Annotated in this window: 14 protein-coding genes; 2 read left to right on the top strand and 12 right to left on the bottom strand. The window is 70.6% G+C overall.

Annotated features, from left to right (window positions below; translation table 11 throughout):
• Positions 1-11: 11 nt before the first annotated feature.
• From eno to JMJ56_RS05445, 11 genes are all read right to left on the bottom strand, one after another.
• Positions 12-1,289: a phosphopyruvate hydratase gene (gene eno / locus JMJ56_RS05495; protein ID WP_202830563.1), complete on the bottom strand. Its 1,278-nt coding sequence runs from the start codon at positions 1,287-1,289 to the stop codon at positions 12-14.
• A gap of 85 nt (positions 1,290-1,374) precedes the next feature.
• Positions 1,375-1,614 (bottom strand): hypothetical protein, encoded by a 240-nt coding sequence (locus tag JMJ56_RS05490; RefSeq protein WP_202830562.1) that lies wholly within the window; start codon positions 1,612-1,614, stop codon positions 1,375-1,377.
• On the bottom strand, positions 1,611-2,543 hold the full coding sequence (locus JMJ56_RS05485; RefSeq protein ID WP_202830561.1) for a hypothetical protein: 933 nt from the start codon (positions 2,541-2,543) through the stop codon (positions 1,611-1,613). The genes JMJ56_RS05490 and JMJ56_RS05485 overlap by 4 nt, the downstream gene beginning before the upstream one ends.
• 126 nt (positions 2,544-2,669) lie before the next feature.
• A complete protein-coding gene (locus JMJ56_RS05480) occupies positions 2,670-4,310 on the bottom strand; it encodes a CTP synthase (RefSeq protein WP_043363810.1) in 1,641 nt (546 codons plus the stop codon).
• Positions 4,311-4,526: 216 nt separating this feature from the next.
• Positions 4,527-4,856, bottom strand: coding sequence for a preprotein translocase subunit SecG (gene secG, locus JMJ56_RS05475; RefSeq protein WP_202830560.1), 330 nt, complete (start codon positions 4,854-4,856; stop codon positions 4,527-4,529).
• A gap of 40 nt (positions 4,857-4,896) precedes the next feature.
• Positions 4,897-5,871 (bottom strand): apurinic/apyrimidinic endonuclease family protein, encoded by a 975-nt coding sequence (locus JMJ56_RS05470; RefSeq protein ID WP_236037417.1) that lies wholly within the window; start codon positions 5,869-5,871, stop codon positions 4,897-4,899.
• 154 nt (positions 5,872-6,025) lie between these two features.
• Positions 6,026-6,961, bottom strand: a complete 936-nt coding sequence (locus JMJ56_RS05465; RefSeq protein WP_202830558.1) for a calcium-binding protein — start codon at positions 6,959-6,961, stop codon at positions 6,026-6,028.
• Between the two features lie 232 nt (positions 6,962-7,193).
• Positions 7,194-7,607 carry a Rieske (2Fe-2S) protein gene (locus JMJ56_RS05460; RefSeq protein ID WP_043340769.1) on the bottom strand — a complete coding sequence of 138 codons (414 nt, stop codon included), beginning with the start codon at positions 7,605-7,607 and terminating at the stop codon, positions 7,194-7,196.
• A 2-nt stretch (positions 7,608-7,609) separates the two neighbouring features.
• Positions 7,610-8,719, bottom strand: coding sequence for an amidohydrolase family protein (locus JMJ56_RS05455; protein WP_202830557.1), 1,110 nt, complete (start codon positions 8,717-8,719; stop codon positions 7,610-7,612).
• The gene (locus JMJ56_RS05450) at positions 8,716-9,792 is read right to left on the bottom strand and encodes an amidohydrolase family protein (RefSeq protein ID WP_202830556.1); all 1,077 of its coding nucleotides are present in this window, start codon (positions 9,790-9,792) and stop codon (positions 8,716-8,718) included. Before JMJ56_RS05450 ends, JMJ56_RS05455 begins: the two co-directional genes overlap by 4 nt.
• A 2-nt stretch (positions 9,793-9,794) precedes the next feature.
• Positions 9,795-10,718, bottom strand: a complete 924-nt coding sequence (locus tag JMJ56_RS05445; RefSeq protein WP_202830555.1) for a shikimate dehydrogenase family protein — start codon at positions 10,716-10,718, stop codon at positions 9,795-9,797.
• On the opposite strand from JMJ56_RS05445, the gene JMJ56_RS05440 reads away from it, so the two are divergent.
• Together JMJ56_RS05440 and JMJ56_RS05435 are read left to right on the top strand one after the other, a co-directional pair.
• The gene (locus JMJ56_RS05440; RefSeq protein WP_202830554.1) at positions 10,666-11,442 is read left to right on the top strand and encodes a 3-ketoacyl-ACP reductase; all 777 of its coding nucleotides are present in this window, start codon (positions 10,666-10,668) and stop codon (positions 11,440-11,442) included. The two genes, JMJ56_RS05445 and JMJ56_RS05440, sit on opposite strands and share 53 nt — an antisense overlap.
• 76 nt (positions 11,443-11,518) lie before the next feature.
• Positions 11,519-13,165, top strand: coding sequence for a methyl-accepting chemotaxis protein (locus JMJ56_RS05435; RefSeq protein WP_202830553.1), 1,647 nt, complete (start codon positions 11,519-11,521; stop codon positions 13,163-13,165).
• A gap of 2 nt (positions 13,166-13,167) precedes the next feature.
• Here the strand turns inward: JMJ56_RS05435 and JMJ56_RS05430 are convergent, their stop codons facing one another.
• A complete protein-coding gene (locus JMJ56_RS05430; protein WP_202830552.1) occupies positions 13,168-14,130 on the bottom strand; it encodes a tripartite tricarboxylate transporter substrate binding protein in 963 nt (320 codons plus the stop codon).
• Positions 14,131-14,362: the final 232 nt, after the last annotated feature.

Genomic DNA, 14,362 nt, shown 5'->3' with positions numbered 1-14,362 from the left:
CTATGGCAAACCTATCGCCGGAGGATGGTCCGCCCCGCATAGCGCGCGGCGGTGCCGAGCTGCTGCTCGATGCGGATCAGCTGGTTATACTTTGCGAGGCGATCCGACCGGCTCAGCGAGCCCGTCTTGATCTGCCCGCAATTGGTGGCAACGGCGAGGTCGGCGATCGTCGCATCCTCGGTCTCGCCCGAGCGGTGGCTCATCACCGCCTTGTACCCCGCCCGATGCGCCATCTCGACGGCTTCCAGCGTCTCCGTCAGCGTGCCGATCTGGTTCACCTTGACGAGGATCGCGTTCCCGGTCCCGGTCTCGATCCCCTGCCGCAGCCGCTCCGGGTTGGTGACGAAGAGGTCGTCGCCGACCAATTGCACCTTGCCGCCCAGCGTCTCCGTCAGCAGCTTCCACCCGGCCCAGTCATCCTCGGCCATCCCGTCCTCGATCGAGATGATCGGCCACTTGGCGCAAAGCCCGGCGAGGTAGTCGACCATGCCCTGCTGGTCGAGCGTCTTGCCCTCGCCCTCCATCTTGTAAGCGCCATCATGGAAAAACTCGGTCGAGGCGCAGTCGAGCGCGAAGACGATGTCCTCGCCGACCCGGTGCCCCGCCGCCTCGCAGGCGCGGGCGATGAAGGACAGCGCCTCGTCGGCCGAGCCGATATTCGGCGCGAAGCCGCCCTCGTCGCCGACATTGGTGTTGTGGTGCGCGTCGTGCAGCTGCTTCTTCAGCGCGGCGAAGACCTCGGCGCCGATCCGCACCGCATCCGCCACCGTGCCGGCCGCCACCGGCATGATCATGAATTCCTGGATGTCGATCGGGTTATCGGCATGCTTGCCGCCATTGATGATGTTCATCATCGGCACCGGCAAGGTGCGGGCGAAGACGCCGCCCACATAGCGGTAGAGCGGCTGCCCCAGCTCCTCCGCCGCGGCCTTGGCGACCGCGAGCGACACGGCCAGGATCGAGTTCGCCCCGAGCCGCGCCTTGTTCGGCGTCCCGTCCAGCTCTATCATCGTCTCGTCGATGCGGACCTGCTCGCTCGGGTCCATCCCCGACAGCGCGTCGAAGATCTCGCCCTCGACATGCTCCACGGCCTTCTGCACGCCCTTGCCGCCGTAGCGCGCCTTGTCCCCGTCCCGCAGCTCGACCGCCTCATGCGCGCCCGTCGAAGCGCCCGAGGGCACGATGGCCCGGCCAATGGCGCCGCTCTCCAGCACCACCTCCGCCTCGACCGTGGGGTTACCCCGGCTGTCGAGGACTTCGCGGGCGATGATGTCGACGATGGCGGACATGGGGGACCTCCGGCTCTCTCAGCGCGCGGATACCGGCCCCGCCGCCGGGCGGCAAGCCCCCAACTTTCCGGGATCGGCGAGGCCGCTATTCCCCGCCATCGCCTCCGGCATCGCCGTCGCCCCCGCCGCCATCGCCGCCCGGCCGGGCGCCACCCGCGCTGCCGCCATCGCCCGCCCCCTCATCCGGCTCCGAGCGCATCGCCATGGCGACCGCGACGAATGCCACGATGGTGAGCGGCGCCACCCAGGCCGCCGCCGCCGGCGCCAGCCCGCATAGCGCGACGCCGCCGAAGCCGATCCCTGCGAGGACCAGCCCCTTCCTCACCCCCGCCGCGCGCCTTCGGTCAGCGAGGTGAGCCGCTCGACCGCCAGCTCCAGCGCCGCCACCTTGGCCTCCGCATCCGCGCGGTCCGCCGCGAGCGCCGCATGCGCCTGCTCGATCGCGGTCAGCAACTCGTTGATCGCCTCGAGATTGCCCTGCGCCGGGTCGTTGTCCCGCCCCTCGGCGACGCTGCGGAAGATGCTGTAGCGCTCGCCCGGCCCGATCCGCCCGTCATTGCGGAGCGCGGCGAGAAAGCGTGCCTGCTGCGCATCCAGCCCCTCGCGCCGTGCCCGGATGGCGCCCCGCGTGCCGAGACCCGGCTCCGCCCCGATCACCGCCTGCAGCATGGCGATGACGGCCGCCACATGCGGCTGGCCTTCCTGCACCAGCGCAGCGAGGCTCGGCGTTTCGCGCCGCTGCGCCAGCACCGCCGGCAGGTCGGCCAGCGCCGCGACACCGGCGACGCCCGCCGTCCTCACCGGCTCCAGCACCGGCGTGCCGCTTGCCGCCCGCACCGCGTCGAGCCCCTTCGCCACCGCCTCGGCCAGCGCCCGGCCGTTCCCGGCCGTCTCGTCCCGCACGCGCTGCCCGCCCGCGGCCGCCGCCAGCACATGGGCGTAGTCGCCGAGCGCGGTGAAGGCCGGCTCCAGCACCCGCCCCGCTGCCTCAGACGCCCCTGCCGGCGGCGCGGTGAAATGCCCGGCCGGCGCCCGTCGCCCGCCGATGGCGAAGGCGATGGCATTGTCCTCGCGCTCGGCCAGGCGCTCGAACCCGTCCATCCGCCCGATCGCCTCGTCCACCGCGTCATCCGCCCGGTCCAGCGTCTGGGCGAAGCGCAGCGACACCGGGGCCGGCGGCTCCGGCCGCTCCCCCATCTGGGCGCAGCCCGCGAGCAGCGGCAGGGCAAGAAGCATCAGGCGAGGCCGGACCATGCGGTTTCCCTCTTTCAGCTGGTTCGGCGCCGAGTGAGACCCCGGCGCGTGACCAGGTCAAGCGCAACCGGGACGGCACCATGCGCCGCCCCGGCTTTCCCTGGGATTGCAGGCAGATGGACGCGCCTAGACCAACCTTGCCTGCTTCACCGCCGCCCCGATGAACCCGCGGAACAGCGGATGCGGCGCAAACGGCTTCGACAGCAGCTCCGGGTGGAACTGCACCCCGATGAACCACGGATGGTCCGGATACTCGACGATCTCCGGCAGCTCCCCGTCCGGCGACATGCCGGAGAAGCGCAGCCCCGCCTCCTCGAGCTGGTCCTTGTAGTTGACGTTGACCTCGAAGCGATGCCGATGCCGCTCCTCGATCGTCGCCGCCCCGCCATAGACCTCGCGCACCAGCGACCCGTCGGAGAGCTTCGCCGCATAGGCACCGAGCCGCATCGTCCCGCCGAGGTCGCCCGCGGCATTCCGCCGCTCCAGCGCATTCCCCCGCAGCCATTCGGTCATCAGGCCGACCACCGGATGCTCGCAGGGCCCGAATTCGGTCGACGACGCCCCCTTCAGCCCGACGAGATTGCGCGCCGCCTCGATCACCGCCATCTGCATCCCGAAGCAGATGCCGAAGAAGGGGATCTTCCGCTCGCGGGCGAAGCGCACCGCCTCGATCTTCCCCGGCGTCCCCCGCTCGCCGAAGCCGCCCGGGACGAGGATGCCGCTCGCCCCCTCCAGCCGCTTCACCGCCTCCTCACCGCGCCGCTCGTCGAACACGCCGGAGTCGACCCAGTCGAGGTTGACCTTCACGTTGTGCGCGATCCCGCCATGGGTCAGCGCTTCCATCAGCGACTTATAGCTGTCGAGCAGGTTGGTGTACTTGCCGACGACGGCGATCGTCACCTCGCCCTCGGGCTGCTTGATGGAATGGACGATCCGGTCCCAGCGGCGCATGTCTGGCTCGCCATAGGCCGAGAGGCCGAAATGCCGCAGCACCTCCTGGTCCATGCCCTCCGCATGGTACTGGATCGGCACGTCGTAAATGGTGCTCGCATCCAGCGCCGGGATCACGCTCTCCGGCCGCACGTTGCAGAACAGCGCGATCTTCCGCCGCTCGTTCTCGGGGATCGGCCGGTCGCAGCGGCAGAGCAGCACCTGCGGCTGGATCCCGAGGCCCAGCAGCTCCTTCACGCTGTGCTGCGTCGGCTTGGTCTTCAGCTCGCCCGCCGAGGGGATGTACGGCAACAAGGTGAGGTGGACGAAGAGGCTCCGCGTCGGCCCCAGCTCGTTGGCGAGCTGCCTGAGCGCCTCAAGGAAGGGCAGCGACTCGATGTCGCCGACCGTCCCGCCCACCTCGACCAGGATGAAGTCGTAGCCGTCGGTCTCGGCCTGGACCACTTCCTTGATCTTGTCGGTGATGTGCGGGATCACCTGGACGGTGCCGCCCAGATAGTCCCCCCGCCGCTCCGCGGCGATGACGTCGGAGTAGATCCGCCCCGTCGTCCAGTTGTCGGCCTTGGTCGCATGCACGCCGGTGAAGCGCTCATAGTGACCGAGATCGAGGTCCGTCTCCGCACCGTCATCGGTGACGAAGACCTCCCCATGCTGATAGGGCGACATGGTCCCCGGATCCACGTTCAGATAGGGATCGAGCTTGCGCAGACGGATCTTGTATCCGCGCGCCTGCAACAGGGCACCCAGGGATGCCGCTGCGATGCCCTTGCCGAGGGAGGAGACCACGCCGCCGGTGATGAATACGAACCGCGCCATGGGCGCCCCTCATAATCGGCTCCGGCGCGCTCCGCTACCCGCGATCACATCATCGGCCGAGAGGGCAGCCATGCGGTGACGCGCCTTGTAACGCATCGAAACGGGCCAGGACGGGCGCTGCCCTCCCCGAACCCTCGCCGCCGGAGGCCGAAAGGCCATTGGGCAGCTTGAGTTTGGCCAGCGGGAGGCGACCGCAATCGCCGGCCGGCCGAGCGATCAGTTCGTCGGCACGCCCGGCGCCGCCGGAGCGGCAGGCACGGCCGGGGCCGTCACCGCCGGCGGCGTCGGCGCCGCATCGAGGATTGACCCCCGCAGCCCCGTCCCCCGCCCGATCAGCGCCAGCGCCAGCGACAACACGAAGAAGGCCGTCCCAAGGACCGCCGTCGTCCGCGTCAGCAGGTTGGCCGTCCCCCGCCCGCTCATGAAGGATCCCATCCCCTGCGAGGAGCCGATCCCGAGCCCGCCCCCCTCGCTGCGCTGCAGCAGCACCACCCCGATCAGGGCCAGGGTGACGAAGAGGTGGATGACGAGGAGAACGGTGGCCATGGTCTGCGGCGAGGTCCAGGAGAGGGGTTCGGGCCGCCTTCTACAGGCTCGCCGCGAGCGAAGCCACCCTCCCCTGAACGGCGGCCTCCGCCAGGTCATGGCTGGCGAGGTTCTTCCCCTTCGCCTCCACCTCAAGGTCGGTCCAGGCCAGGTGCCCGACCGCCCAGCCGTTGATCGCCCGGTTCCACATCCGCTCCGAATGCGCCCGGAGCTCCCGCGCCGGCACCCCGGCCGCCACCAGCGCCCCGAAATCCGGCAGCGCATCCGGGTCCATCCCACCCGGCAGCAACCCTTCCCGCGGCGCGCTGAGATGCCCCATGGGCCGCACCCCCAGCCAGCTCTCCCGGACCAACGCGATCCGCGGATCGTCCGGGGCGATGTGCTCGCCCCGCGACTGGCACCAGTGATGATGCAGGTCGAGCACGATCGGCAGCGTCTCGGCGAGCGGCAGCAGGTCGTCGAGACCATAGGCGATCTCGTCGTTCTCGACCGTCAGCAGCCCCTGCGTCTCCTCCGACAGCAGCGCGAAGCCCCGCCGGAACCCCTCCACCCCCGGCGCCCGCGCCCCGCCATGGATGTTGATATGCGCCCCCTCCCGGTGCCATCCGCCCGAGAGGCCGAGCATCGCCATCACCTCGGTATGGTAGTCGAGTTCCTCGACGCTGTTGGCCAGCGCCCGCGGATTCTCGGTGGACAGCACGCAGTACTGCCCCGGATGCATCGACAGCCTCACCCCCGCCGCCCGCGCCCGCCTGCCGATCGCCACCAGCCCCCGCTCCACCCCCTCCCGCAGCGCAGGCTCCGCATAGCGCGGCCGGGCGACCGGATGCGTGTAGACCGGCAGCACGCTCGAGATGATACGCAGGCACCGCTCCAGCGGCGGCGCGGCCGCCGCCTCCTCCACCTGCGCGGCCAGCGCCAGCATGTTCCCCTCGACGAGGCCGAGCAGCTTCGCCGTCGCCTCCGCCGGCCCGAGCCGGCTGAGCGCCGCGACCGTCGTATCCCTGAGGTTCATCGAGGCCGCCAGCCGGTCATCCCCGGCCGGCGGCACCCATTTGCAGCACCATCCGATTCGCATGGAGGCCGAACGCGCCACGCGACCGGCCGGTTCTCCTTGCAGAATCAGCCCGAAGTTGCTATACGGGAACGATCAGCGCCTCTCCGCCCGTTCAGCCGAGGAACACATCGTCGGCGCTGAGCCCCTGCACGCCCAGCAACTCGATCTCCACCGTCACCCGCGGCACCGGCTGCGGTTCGTAGTCCGGCGGCGGCAGGTTGAACTCGCTGTAGACCTGCACGATCGTCCTGTCGCCCTCCACCTCGTAGCGCACCTGCAACCGGGCGCCGTCCTCCGGCGTGACCCGGAAAGCCTCGGTGCCGATGAAGATCGGCGGCGGCGTGCCCTGGGGCAGGAAGCCGCTGCGGTAGCCGGCCAGGTCGAGCACATCCTGGTCGGCCTGACGGAAGTCGGTGACGACGTCCCGGTTGCCCGAGCCCACGCCGCTGTCGAGGATCCTCCCCGGAGTGCCTTCCCGGTCGAAGACGAAGCGGTCGGCGCCGTCCCCGCCGGTCAGGCGGTCGAGGTCGGACCCGCCCTGCAGCGTGTCATCCCCGGCGCCGCCGGTGATGGTGTCGTTCCCGCCGCCGCCCAGGATGCTGTCGCACCCGCGACCGCCATGCAGCAGGTCGGCAGCATCGTATTGCTCATAGGCCTCGGCGCCCGACGGGCTTGGCGGCCCGAAGCCCCAGCCGATGATGGTGTCGTTCCCCGCGCCCCCGAAGGCGGTGTCCTCGCCATAGCCGCCGCGGACGAAATCGTTGCCGCCGCCGCCGAGGAGCAGGTTACGGCCCGGCGTACCGCCGGACTCGACCGGGGCCGGCCCGCCGCCCGAAGCATCGCCGACCACCGTATCGTCGCCGGCGCCGCCCGAGACGAGGTCGTCGCCCGCCCCGCCGAAGATGCTGTCATTGCCGCCGCCGCCGAAGACCGTGTCACTCCCCGCCAGCCCGTCCAGGCTGTCGGCACCGCCGGCCCCCACGAGCAGGTCCCAGCCCACCGTGCCTGGCAGGCTGTCGGCACCGGCGCCGCCAAATCGGATACTCATTCGGGTTCCCTCCGAAAGCCCATTCTTCTGCATGGGCCTTGCCTACCGGTAACCCGAAGGACTCCCGCACCGTACCTGTTTTCCCGCCAATCCGGCCGCAGCGGCTTCAACTTCCTTTGACAGGGTCGCGCTTCAATCCCTCAAAGTCTCAATTTTCGGGCCAAGCCATTGATATCAGCAACAAGACCCATGGCCTGCCTCAACCGCTTGAGGAAATTGAGGCAGGACGTCATCATGCCTCGACGACGACGTACTCGTCCTCGACCCTGACGGCGAAGGTCTCCGCCACATAAGGTCCCTCCACCAGCGCCGCCCCGCTCGTCACCTGCGCCGGGAATTGCCGCACCTGCACCCGCTTCGGGTCGAACCAGGACTTCCCCGTCCGGATGTCGAATTCCCAGTAGTGCCACGGGCACCGCACCATCTCGCCCCGCCGCGCATAGCGGTAGACGCCTGGCTCGCTGCTCTCGACATGCCCCGAGACCAGCCCCGCGCAGAGGCTTCCCCCCTGATGCGGGCAGCGGTCGCTCAGCGCATAGAACTCGCCGCCGAGGTTGAAGACGACGATCCGCTTCCCCTCCGCCTCCACCAGCTTCCGCCCGCCGGCCGGGATCTCGCCGACCGGCGCCACCACGATCCGCGCCATGGTCAGAACCCGTAGAGCGCCCGCGCATTCCCCCCATAGATCGCCCGCCGCCGCTCGGCCGGGATCACGCCGGGGATCGCCGCGCGCGGGTCGTCGAAGTCCCAGTGCGGATAGTCGCTGGCAAACAGGATGCGGTCCCACCCCACCCATTCGCAGATGTCGAGGATATGCTGCCCCCGCTCCGGCTCCTCCATCGGCTGGGTCGAGACCCAGATATGCTCGCGGATGTACTCGGAGGGCGCCCGCTTCAGATGCGGCACCTCGCTTTTCAGGTGCCGCCAGTGCTTGTCGAGCCGCCACCCGACCGAGGGCAGCCAGCCGAACCCGCACTCGATCAGCACCACCTTCAGCCCCGGGAAGCGCTCGAACACCCCTTCGGTGACAAGGGAGATCACCTGGTTCTGGCAGGAGGTCGCGTGCTCGCTCACCTCCTCGATATAGAAGGAGGGCCAGCCGCCATTGGTCATCGCCCAGCCGCTGTAGCCGAAGGCGTGGAAGGCGACCGGCAGCCCCGCCTCCACCGCCGCCTCGTAGATCGGCCAGTAGCGCGGGTTGCCGGCCGGCTCCCCCGTGCGGCTCATCATCAGCACCTGGCAGAAATTCGGGTCGCCCGCCCGCTTCCTGATTTCCGCCGCCGAGGCTTGCGGGTCCTCGTAGGGCACCACGACGCTGCCCCTGAGCCTCGGTTCCTTCCGCAGCCAGGCCTCCAGCTGCCATTCATTCACCGCATGCGCCATGGCGGCCGAGAAGCCGTTGTTCCGGTCCCCCTGCCCGCTCGGCTGCAGCGGGTTCAGCACGCCGTAATCGATCCCGTAATTGTCGAGCAGCTGGAACCGCAGGAAATCGAGGTCCGAGGCCGGCGTCCCCCCCGTCGGCGGCCAGGCATCCCGCCGCGAGGCCAGGGGCTGCGCCTTCGGGAAGGGCGGCTGCCCGGCGGTGAAGCCGTGCCGCGCCCGCATCCCCCAGGTCTGCAGATGCTCCCACCACCGCTCGCTCAGGAACGGCCGGAACGCCTCGATATTGTCCGCCCTCGGGTGGATATCGACATCGACAATCCCCAGCGTCGCCGCGGCCGGCTTCCCTGGGGCAGCAATCGGCTGGATCACGTTCATGCCACGACTCCTTCGCTGAGGCGCTGATAGGTGGCGAGCGGGTTGTCCCGCATGAGTTTCGGCCAGAGGCTCTCGGGGATGCCCGCCGGCATGGCGTCATCCCCGTCGAATTGCCAGTGCGGCCAGTCCGAGGCCCAAAGCAGCAACGCATCGGAGCGCAACTGGTCCATCACCCGCTGCACGATGGCCCCGTCCTCCGGCGCGTCCAGAGGCTGGACGGTCAGCCGCACCTGGTCCCGCACGATCTCCGCCGGCAGCCGGTCGACCCAGGGCACCTCGAAGCGCACGCCCTTCCAGGTCTTCTGCAGCCGCCAGAGGAAGCCCGGCAGCCAGGAGACCCCCGATTCCAGCAGCACCACCCGCAACCCGGGGAATTTGGTGAAGACCCCTTCGGTGATGAGGCTCGCCAGCGTGCTCTGGAAGGCCTGCTGGTTGGCCGCGTACTCCTCGAGATACCAGCTCGTCCAGCCGACCGAGGTCTGCGGATGCCGGTAGGCACTGCCGGCATGGATGCCAAGCGGCAGCCCATGCCGCACGCAGGCCTCGAAGATGGGCCAATACTGCCGCCGCCCGAGCGGCACCTCCCCCATCACCAGCGCCAGCACCTGAACGAAGCGCCGGTCGGGCGCCAGCCGCTCGATCTCCGCGACCGCGGCCTCCACGCTTTGCAAGGGCAGCACGATGGAGGCCCGCAGCCGCTGGTCCTGGTCGAGCCATTCCGCCCGCGTCCAGTCGTTCAGCGCCCGGGTGAAGGCGGCCGCCATGTCCTCGTTGAAGACCAGCTGCACGCCATAGAGCGGGTTCAGGATGCCCATCGCCGTCCCCAGCCGGTCCAGCGACTGCGCCCGGAGCTGCCCGACCGTCGCCGCCCCGCGCCCATCCGCCCCGCGCCAGTCGGTCCGGACGGTCTTCGGCGAGCGCACCGGCCAGGATTGGGTATCAAGGGTGGTGATTCCCCGCTCCACCACCTGGTCGCGCCAGAACTCGTCCATGTAGGGCGTGAGCGCCGCCATGCCCGGCACCATCGGGTGCAGGTCGCAATCGATCGGGCGGAATTGGCCGTAGCTCGGCACCGTTACCCTCCCAGGCCCGCCAGCCCCAGATAGGCCGCGGCCAGTCTTGCCTGGCCTTCGAACATCGCGCGGCCGGAGACCGTATCACACCCCGCCGCGGCCGCCGCGTCCAGCAGCGGCGTGCGCTCCGGGTTCAGAATCACGTCGGCCACCACCTGGCCGGGCGAGAACCGCCCCTGCTTCAGAGGCAGCGCGTCGCCCGGCCGCAGCCCGAGCGGCGTCGCATTCACAATGAGGTCATGCCCCGCCGGATCGGCCAGCCCCGTCGCCACCGCACAGTTCGGAAAGGCCCCGCCGACCGCCCCGGCCAGCGCCTCGGCCCGCCCCGGCGCCGTGTCGGAGAGCGCGAGCGAGGCCACCCCCGCCCGCGCCAGGGCGAAGGCGATCGCCCGCCCCGCCCCGCCGCAGCCGACCTGCAAGGCCCGCATCCCCGCAGGCTCGTGCCCTGCCGCCCGCAGCCCGGCGACGAAGCCCTCGCCGTCGAACATCTCGCCCTCCCAGCCGCCATCCGCCCGCCGCCGCACCGTGTTCACCGCACCTGCGAGCCGCGCCGTCGGCCCCAGCCCGTCGAGCAGCGGCACCACCGCCTGCTTGTGCGGCATGGTGAGCACGATCCCGTCGAGGTTGCGGATGCGCGTCAGCCCGCGCCAGGCCACGGCCAGGTCGCCACCGGCGACGTCCACCGGCAGCAAGACGGCATCCAGCCCCGCCCGCCCGAAGGCCGCATTCCACCACTCCGGCGAGCGCACCACCCCCACCGGGTCGCCGATGATGGCGAAGAGCCGGGCCCGACCGGTGATCGGCATGCTGCACCCCTTCCGCTGTCCATCCGCCTCACGCATCCTCGCCCCAAGCATCGGGCGGAGGAAAGCCATGGCGAGCGGGACGAAGCCGGTGGCATTGGTGACGGGCGCGCGGCGCGGCATGGGAGCGGCCACCTGCATCGCCCTCGCCGCCGCCGGCTACGACATCATCGCCATCGACAAGGAGCTGGAAGGGGCGCGGGAGACCGGCCATGCCGTGGTCGTCGCCGGCGGCGACTTCGACTTCCGCTTCTGCGACCTGTCCGACCCGGCGGCGGTGGCGAAGATCGCCGACCTCGCCTGGGAGATCGGCGGCGGCATCGAGGCGGTGGTGAACAATGCCGGCGTCGGCACGCTGGTCCGCGGCGACCTCCTCGACCTCGCGCCGGAGAGCTGGGACCGGGCGCTGGCGGTCAACACCCGCGCCCCCTTCTTCCTCACCCAGGCCCTGGCCCGGCGCATGGTGGCGCCGGATTCGCCGCGGCGCGGGCCGCGCGGCATCGTCTTCGTCACCTCGGCCAATGCGTCGCTCGCCAGCCCCGACCGGGCGGACTACAGCGCGAGCAAGGCGGCGCTCTCCATGGTGGCGCGCTGCTTCGCGCTCCGCCTCGCCGAGGACGGCATCCCCGTCTACGAAGTACGTCCCGGCGTCATCCGCACGGCGATGACCGAGGCCGTCGCCGAACGCTACACGCAGCGCATCGCCGACGGCCTCTCGCCGATCCGCCGCTGGGGCCAGGCCGGGGACGTGGCGCGGGCGATCACCGGGCTGCTCTCAGGCGCCATCCCCTTCTCCACGGGCGATGCCTTTCATGTCGATGGCGGGCTGCATATCGGCCGCCTTTAAGATTTCTTAGGCTTCGTGGCCTTAGGGTTCGCCTTGGCCGCAATCGGCGGTCGGCAACGCCCCGGGATTAGCCGCCTTGTCCAAGTCCGACCAGTCGCTGCAGCAACGTCTGCTTGCCTTCCATGTCGCGCCTGCTGACCTCAGAGCCCTGGCCGACCTCCGCGAATTCGCCGCGACGCGCCTGCCGGGGCTGATCAAGGACCGGGCGACGGACCTGCCGGACTGGCCCAAGATCACCGAAGTGCTGCGGCAACCGGCGGTCCATGCGGCCCGCGTCGCCCACTGGCAGCGCCTCATTGGCGGGCAGTTGGACGAGGACTTCGTCGCCTCCGCCCACCTCCTCGGCCGCGTGCTGCATGAGCACGGGCTTCCCATCTTCGGCGTTTCCTTCTGCGCCGCCTCCATCCTGCAGGCGGTCTCCGAGGCACTCGGCCTGGCTGCACCCTTGGGGCGCTGGCCGAGCCGCAGCCAGGTCGAGAAGGCGAGGCTGCAGGCAAGCCTTTCGCGCGCCGTCTGGATGCACAGCGAATTGCTGCTCGAAACCTTTACCGAAGCCGCCTTCGAGACGCGCAAGCTCTCGCTCCGCGCCATGGCCGAACGGGTCGAGACGGAGAGCTTCCAGGCGGTCACCAGCCTCACCGCCACCATGGGGCGCGTGATCGCCGATGCCGTGGCGATGGCCGATACCGTCGGCGCCCTGGCAGAAGACAGCCAGGCCGTGACCCTCGCCACCGGGGAAGCGCAGCAGAACGTGCAGACCGTGGCTGCGGCGACGGACCAGCTCGGCGCCTCGATCCAGGAAATCGCGCAGCAGATCACCGGCGCCACCGGCGCGACCCGGCGAGCGACCGAGCATGGGAACGAAGGCCGGCGCCGCATCGCCACCCTTGCCGAGGAGGTTGGGCGCATCGGCAATGTCGCGCGGCTGATCGCCGGCATCGCCGGGCAGACCAACCTGCTCGCGCTGAACGCGACGATCGAGGCGGCGCGGGCCGGCGAGGCCGGCAAGGGCTTCGCCGTCGTCGCCAATGAGGTGAAGAGCCTGGCCGCGCAGACCGCCAAGGCGACCGAGGAGATCAGCCGCCAGGTACAGGAAGTCTCCAGCGCGACCGACAATGCGGTGACGGTGGTGCGCGAGATGGCCGGCGCCGTCGCCGAAGTCGATCAGGCCGCCGCCGCCATCGCCGCCGCCATGGAGCAGCAGACTGCGGCGACGCGGGAGATCGCCCGCGCCGTCGAGGTCGCCTCGGTTGCGACGGGGTCGGTGAGCCAGCGCATCTCCCTGGTCTCCGGCCGGGCCGATGCGGCGGCGGGAAGCTCGGCCTCCGTGCGCGGTGCGGCAGAGGAGGCGCAGGCGGGAATGGAGCACCTGAGCCGCATATTGACGCGCATCGTTCGGGAGGCGGCGCCGGAGGTGGAGCGGCGCGAGCATGAGCGGCTGGCGGTGACCCTGCCGGCGGAGATCCTCACCGCACAACCGGGCGCCCGTCCGGTAAGCGTCACGCTGGTCGACCTGTCGCGCGGCGGATGCCGCCTCAGCCCGGGGGCGGCCTCCTTCGCCGCCGGCACCGCGGTAATGCTGCGCCTGACCGCGGCGAGGCTCGAACTGCCGGCCGAGGTTGTCTCCGGCGACGGGGCAGCGCGCCTCCGCTTCACCGCCAGGCCGGACCAGCTGGATCAGCTCGACCGGTTCATGCGGGATCTGCCGCGGAAGGCGGCCTGAGCCTATTCGATATGGATGTTGGCGAGCTTGGCGACTTCGGCATTCACCGCGATTTCACGCGGGATGCGCTTGCGGAACTCGGCCGGCCCCTCGCCTTCCACCACGCCGCCCGCCTCCTCGATGCGGGCGATGATCTCCGGGCGGCGCAGCAGCCCCTGCACATCCGCGGCAATCCGGGCGACGAGCGCCTCGGGCAGGCCGGCCGGCCCGGCGAAGCTGTACCAGGGCGAGGTGTCGCGGATTGCGACGCCCTGCTCCGCCATCGTCGGCACATCGGGGAAGGCGCGGGCGCGGCGCGGGGCGGCAACGGCGATCGGGCGGAGCTTGCCGTCGCGGGCGAGGCCCATGGCGCCGGAGAGCGTCGAGAAGGTGATCGGCACGCGGCCGCCCATCACGTCCTGCATCGCCGGCACGGCACCGCGATAGGGCACATGCGTCAGCTCGACCTTCGCCGCGCGCATGAACATCTCCGTGGCGAAGTGGCCCGACGTGGCGACGCCCGACGTGGCCGCGGCCAGCCCCGGTTGCCGCCGCGCCGCCTCGATCACGTCCTGCACGGTGCGGTAGGGCTGGTCGGCGCCGGTGAAGAGCACCGTCGGCGAGGAATAGATCACGACGATCGGGGTGACGTCGCGCAGCGTGTCGAAGGGCAGCCGGGCGAAGACGGCGGGATTGGTGGTCAGGTTGCTGGTGCAGAGCAGCAGCGTGTAGCCATCGGGCGGTGATTTCGTCAGTGCCTCGACGGCGATGTTCTGCGAGGCGCCAGGGCGGTTCTCGACCACCATGGGCTGGCCCCAGAGCGCCTGCAAGGGCTCCTGCAGCAGGCGGGCGGCGAAGTCGGTCGGGCCGCCGGCAGGAAAGCCAACCAGCAGGCGGATCGGGCGGTCGGGCCAAGCCGGCTGGGCGCGGGCCGCAGAGGTCAATGCGGCGCCGGCGGCCGCGAGCAACCCGCGTCGGTTGAGCATGGCGTTTCCCCGTACTTATCGTTGCCGGGAGCATTCGCCTCGCGGACCGGCCCGTCAAGCGAGCGCGGGCGGGGCAACCCGAGGCCGCGCACCTCGTTCAGCGGGCAAGCCAAACAGGCCAAGGAGACACGGCATGACGCGAGGCCTCGGCGGTCAGTCCCCCGTCAACATCACCCACCAACTGAAGGGGCTGCACATCCCTGCGCGAAAGCGGGATCTGGTGCGGCAGGCC

This window comes from Belnapia arida (assembly GCF_016773205.1).
Classification (GTDB): domain Bacteria; phylum Pseudomonadota; class Alphaproteobacteria; order Acetobacterales; family Acetobacteraceae; genus Belnapia; species Belnapia arida.
This window is presented reverse-complemented; position numbering and strand designations above follow the sequence as displayed.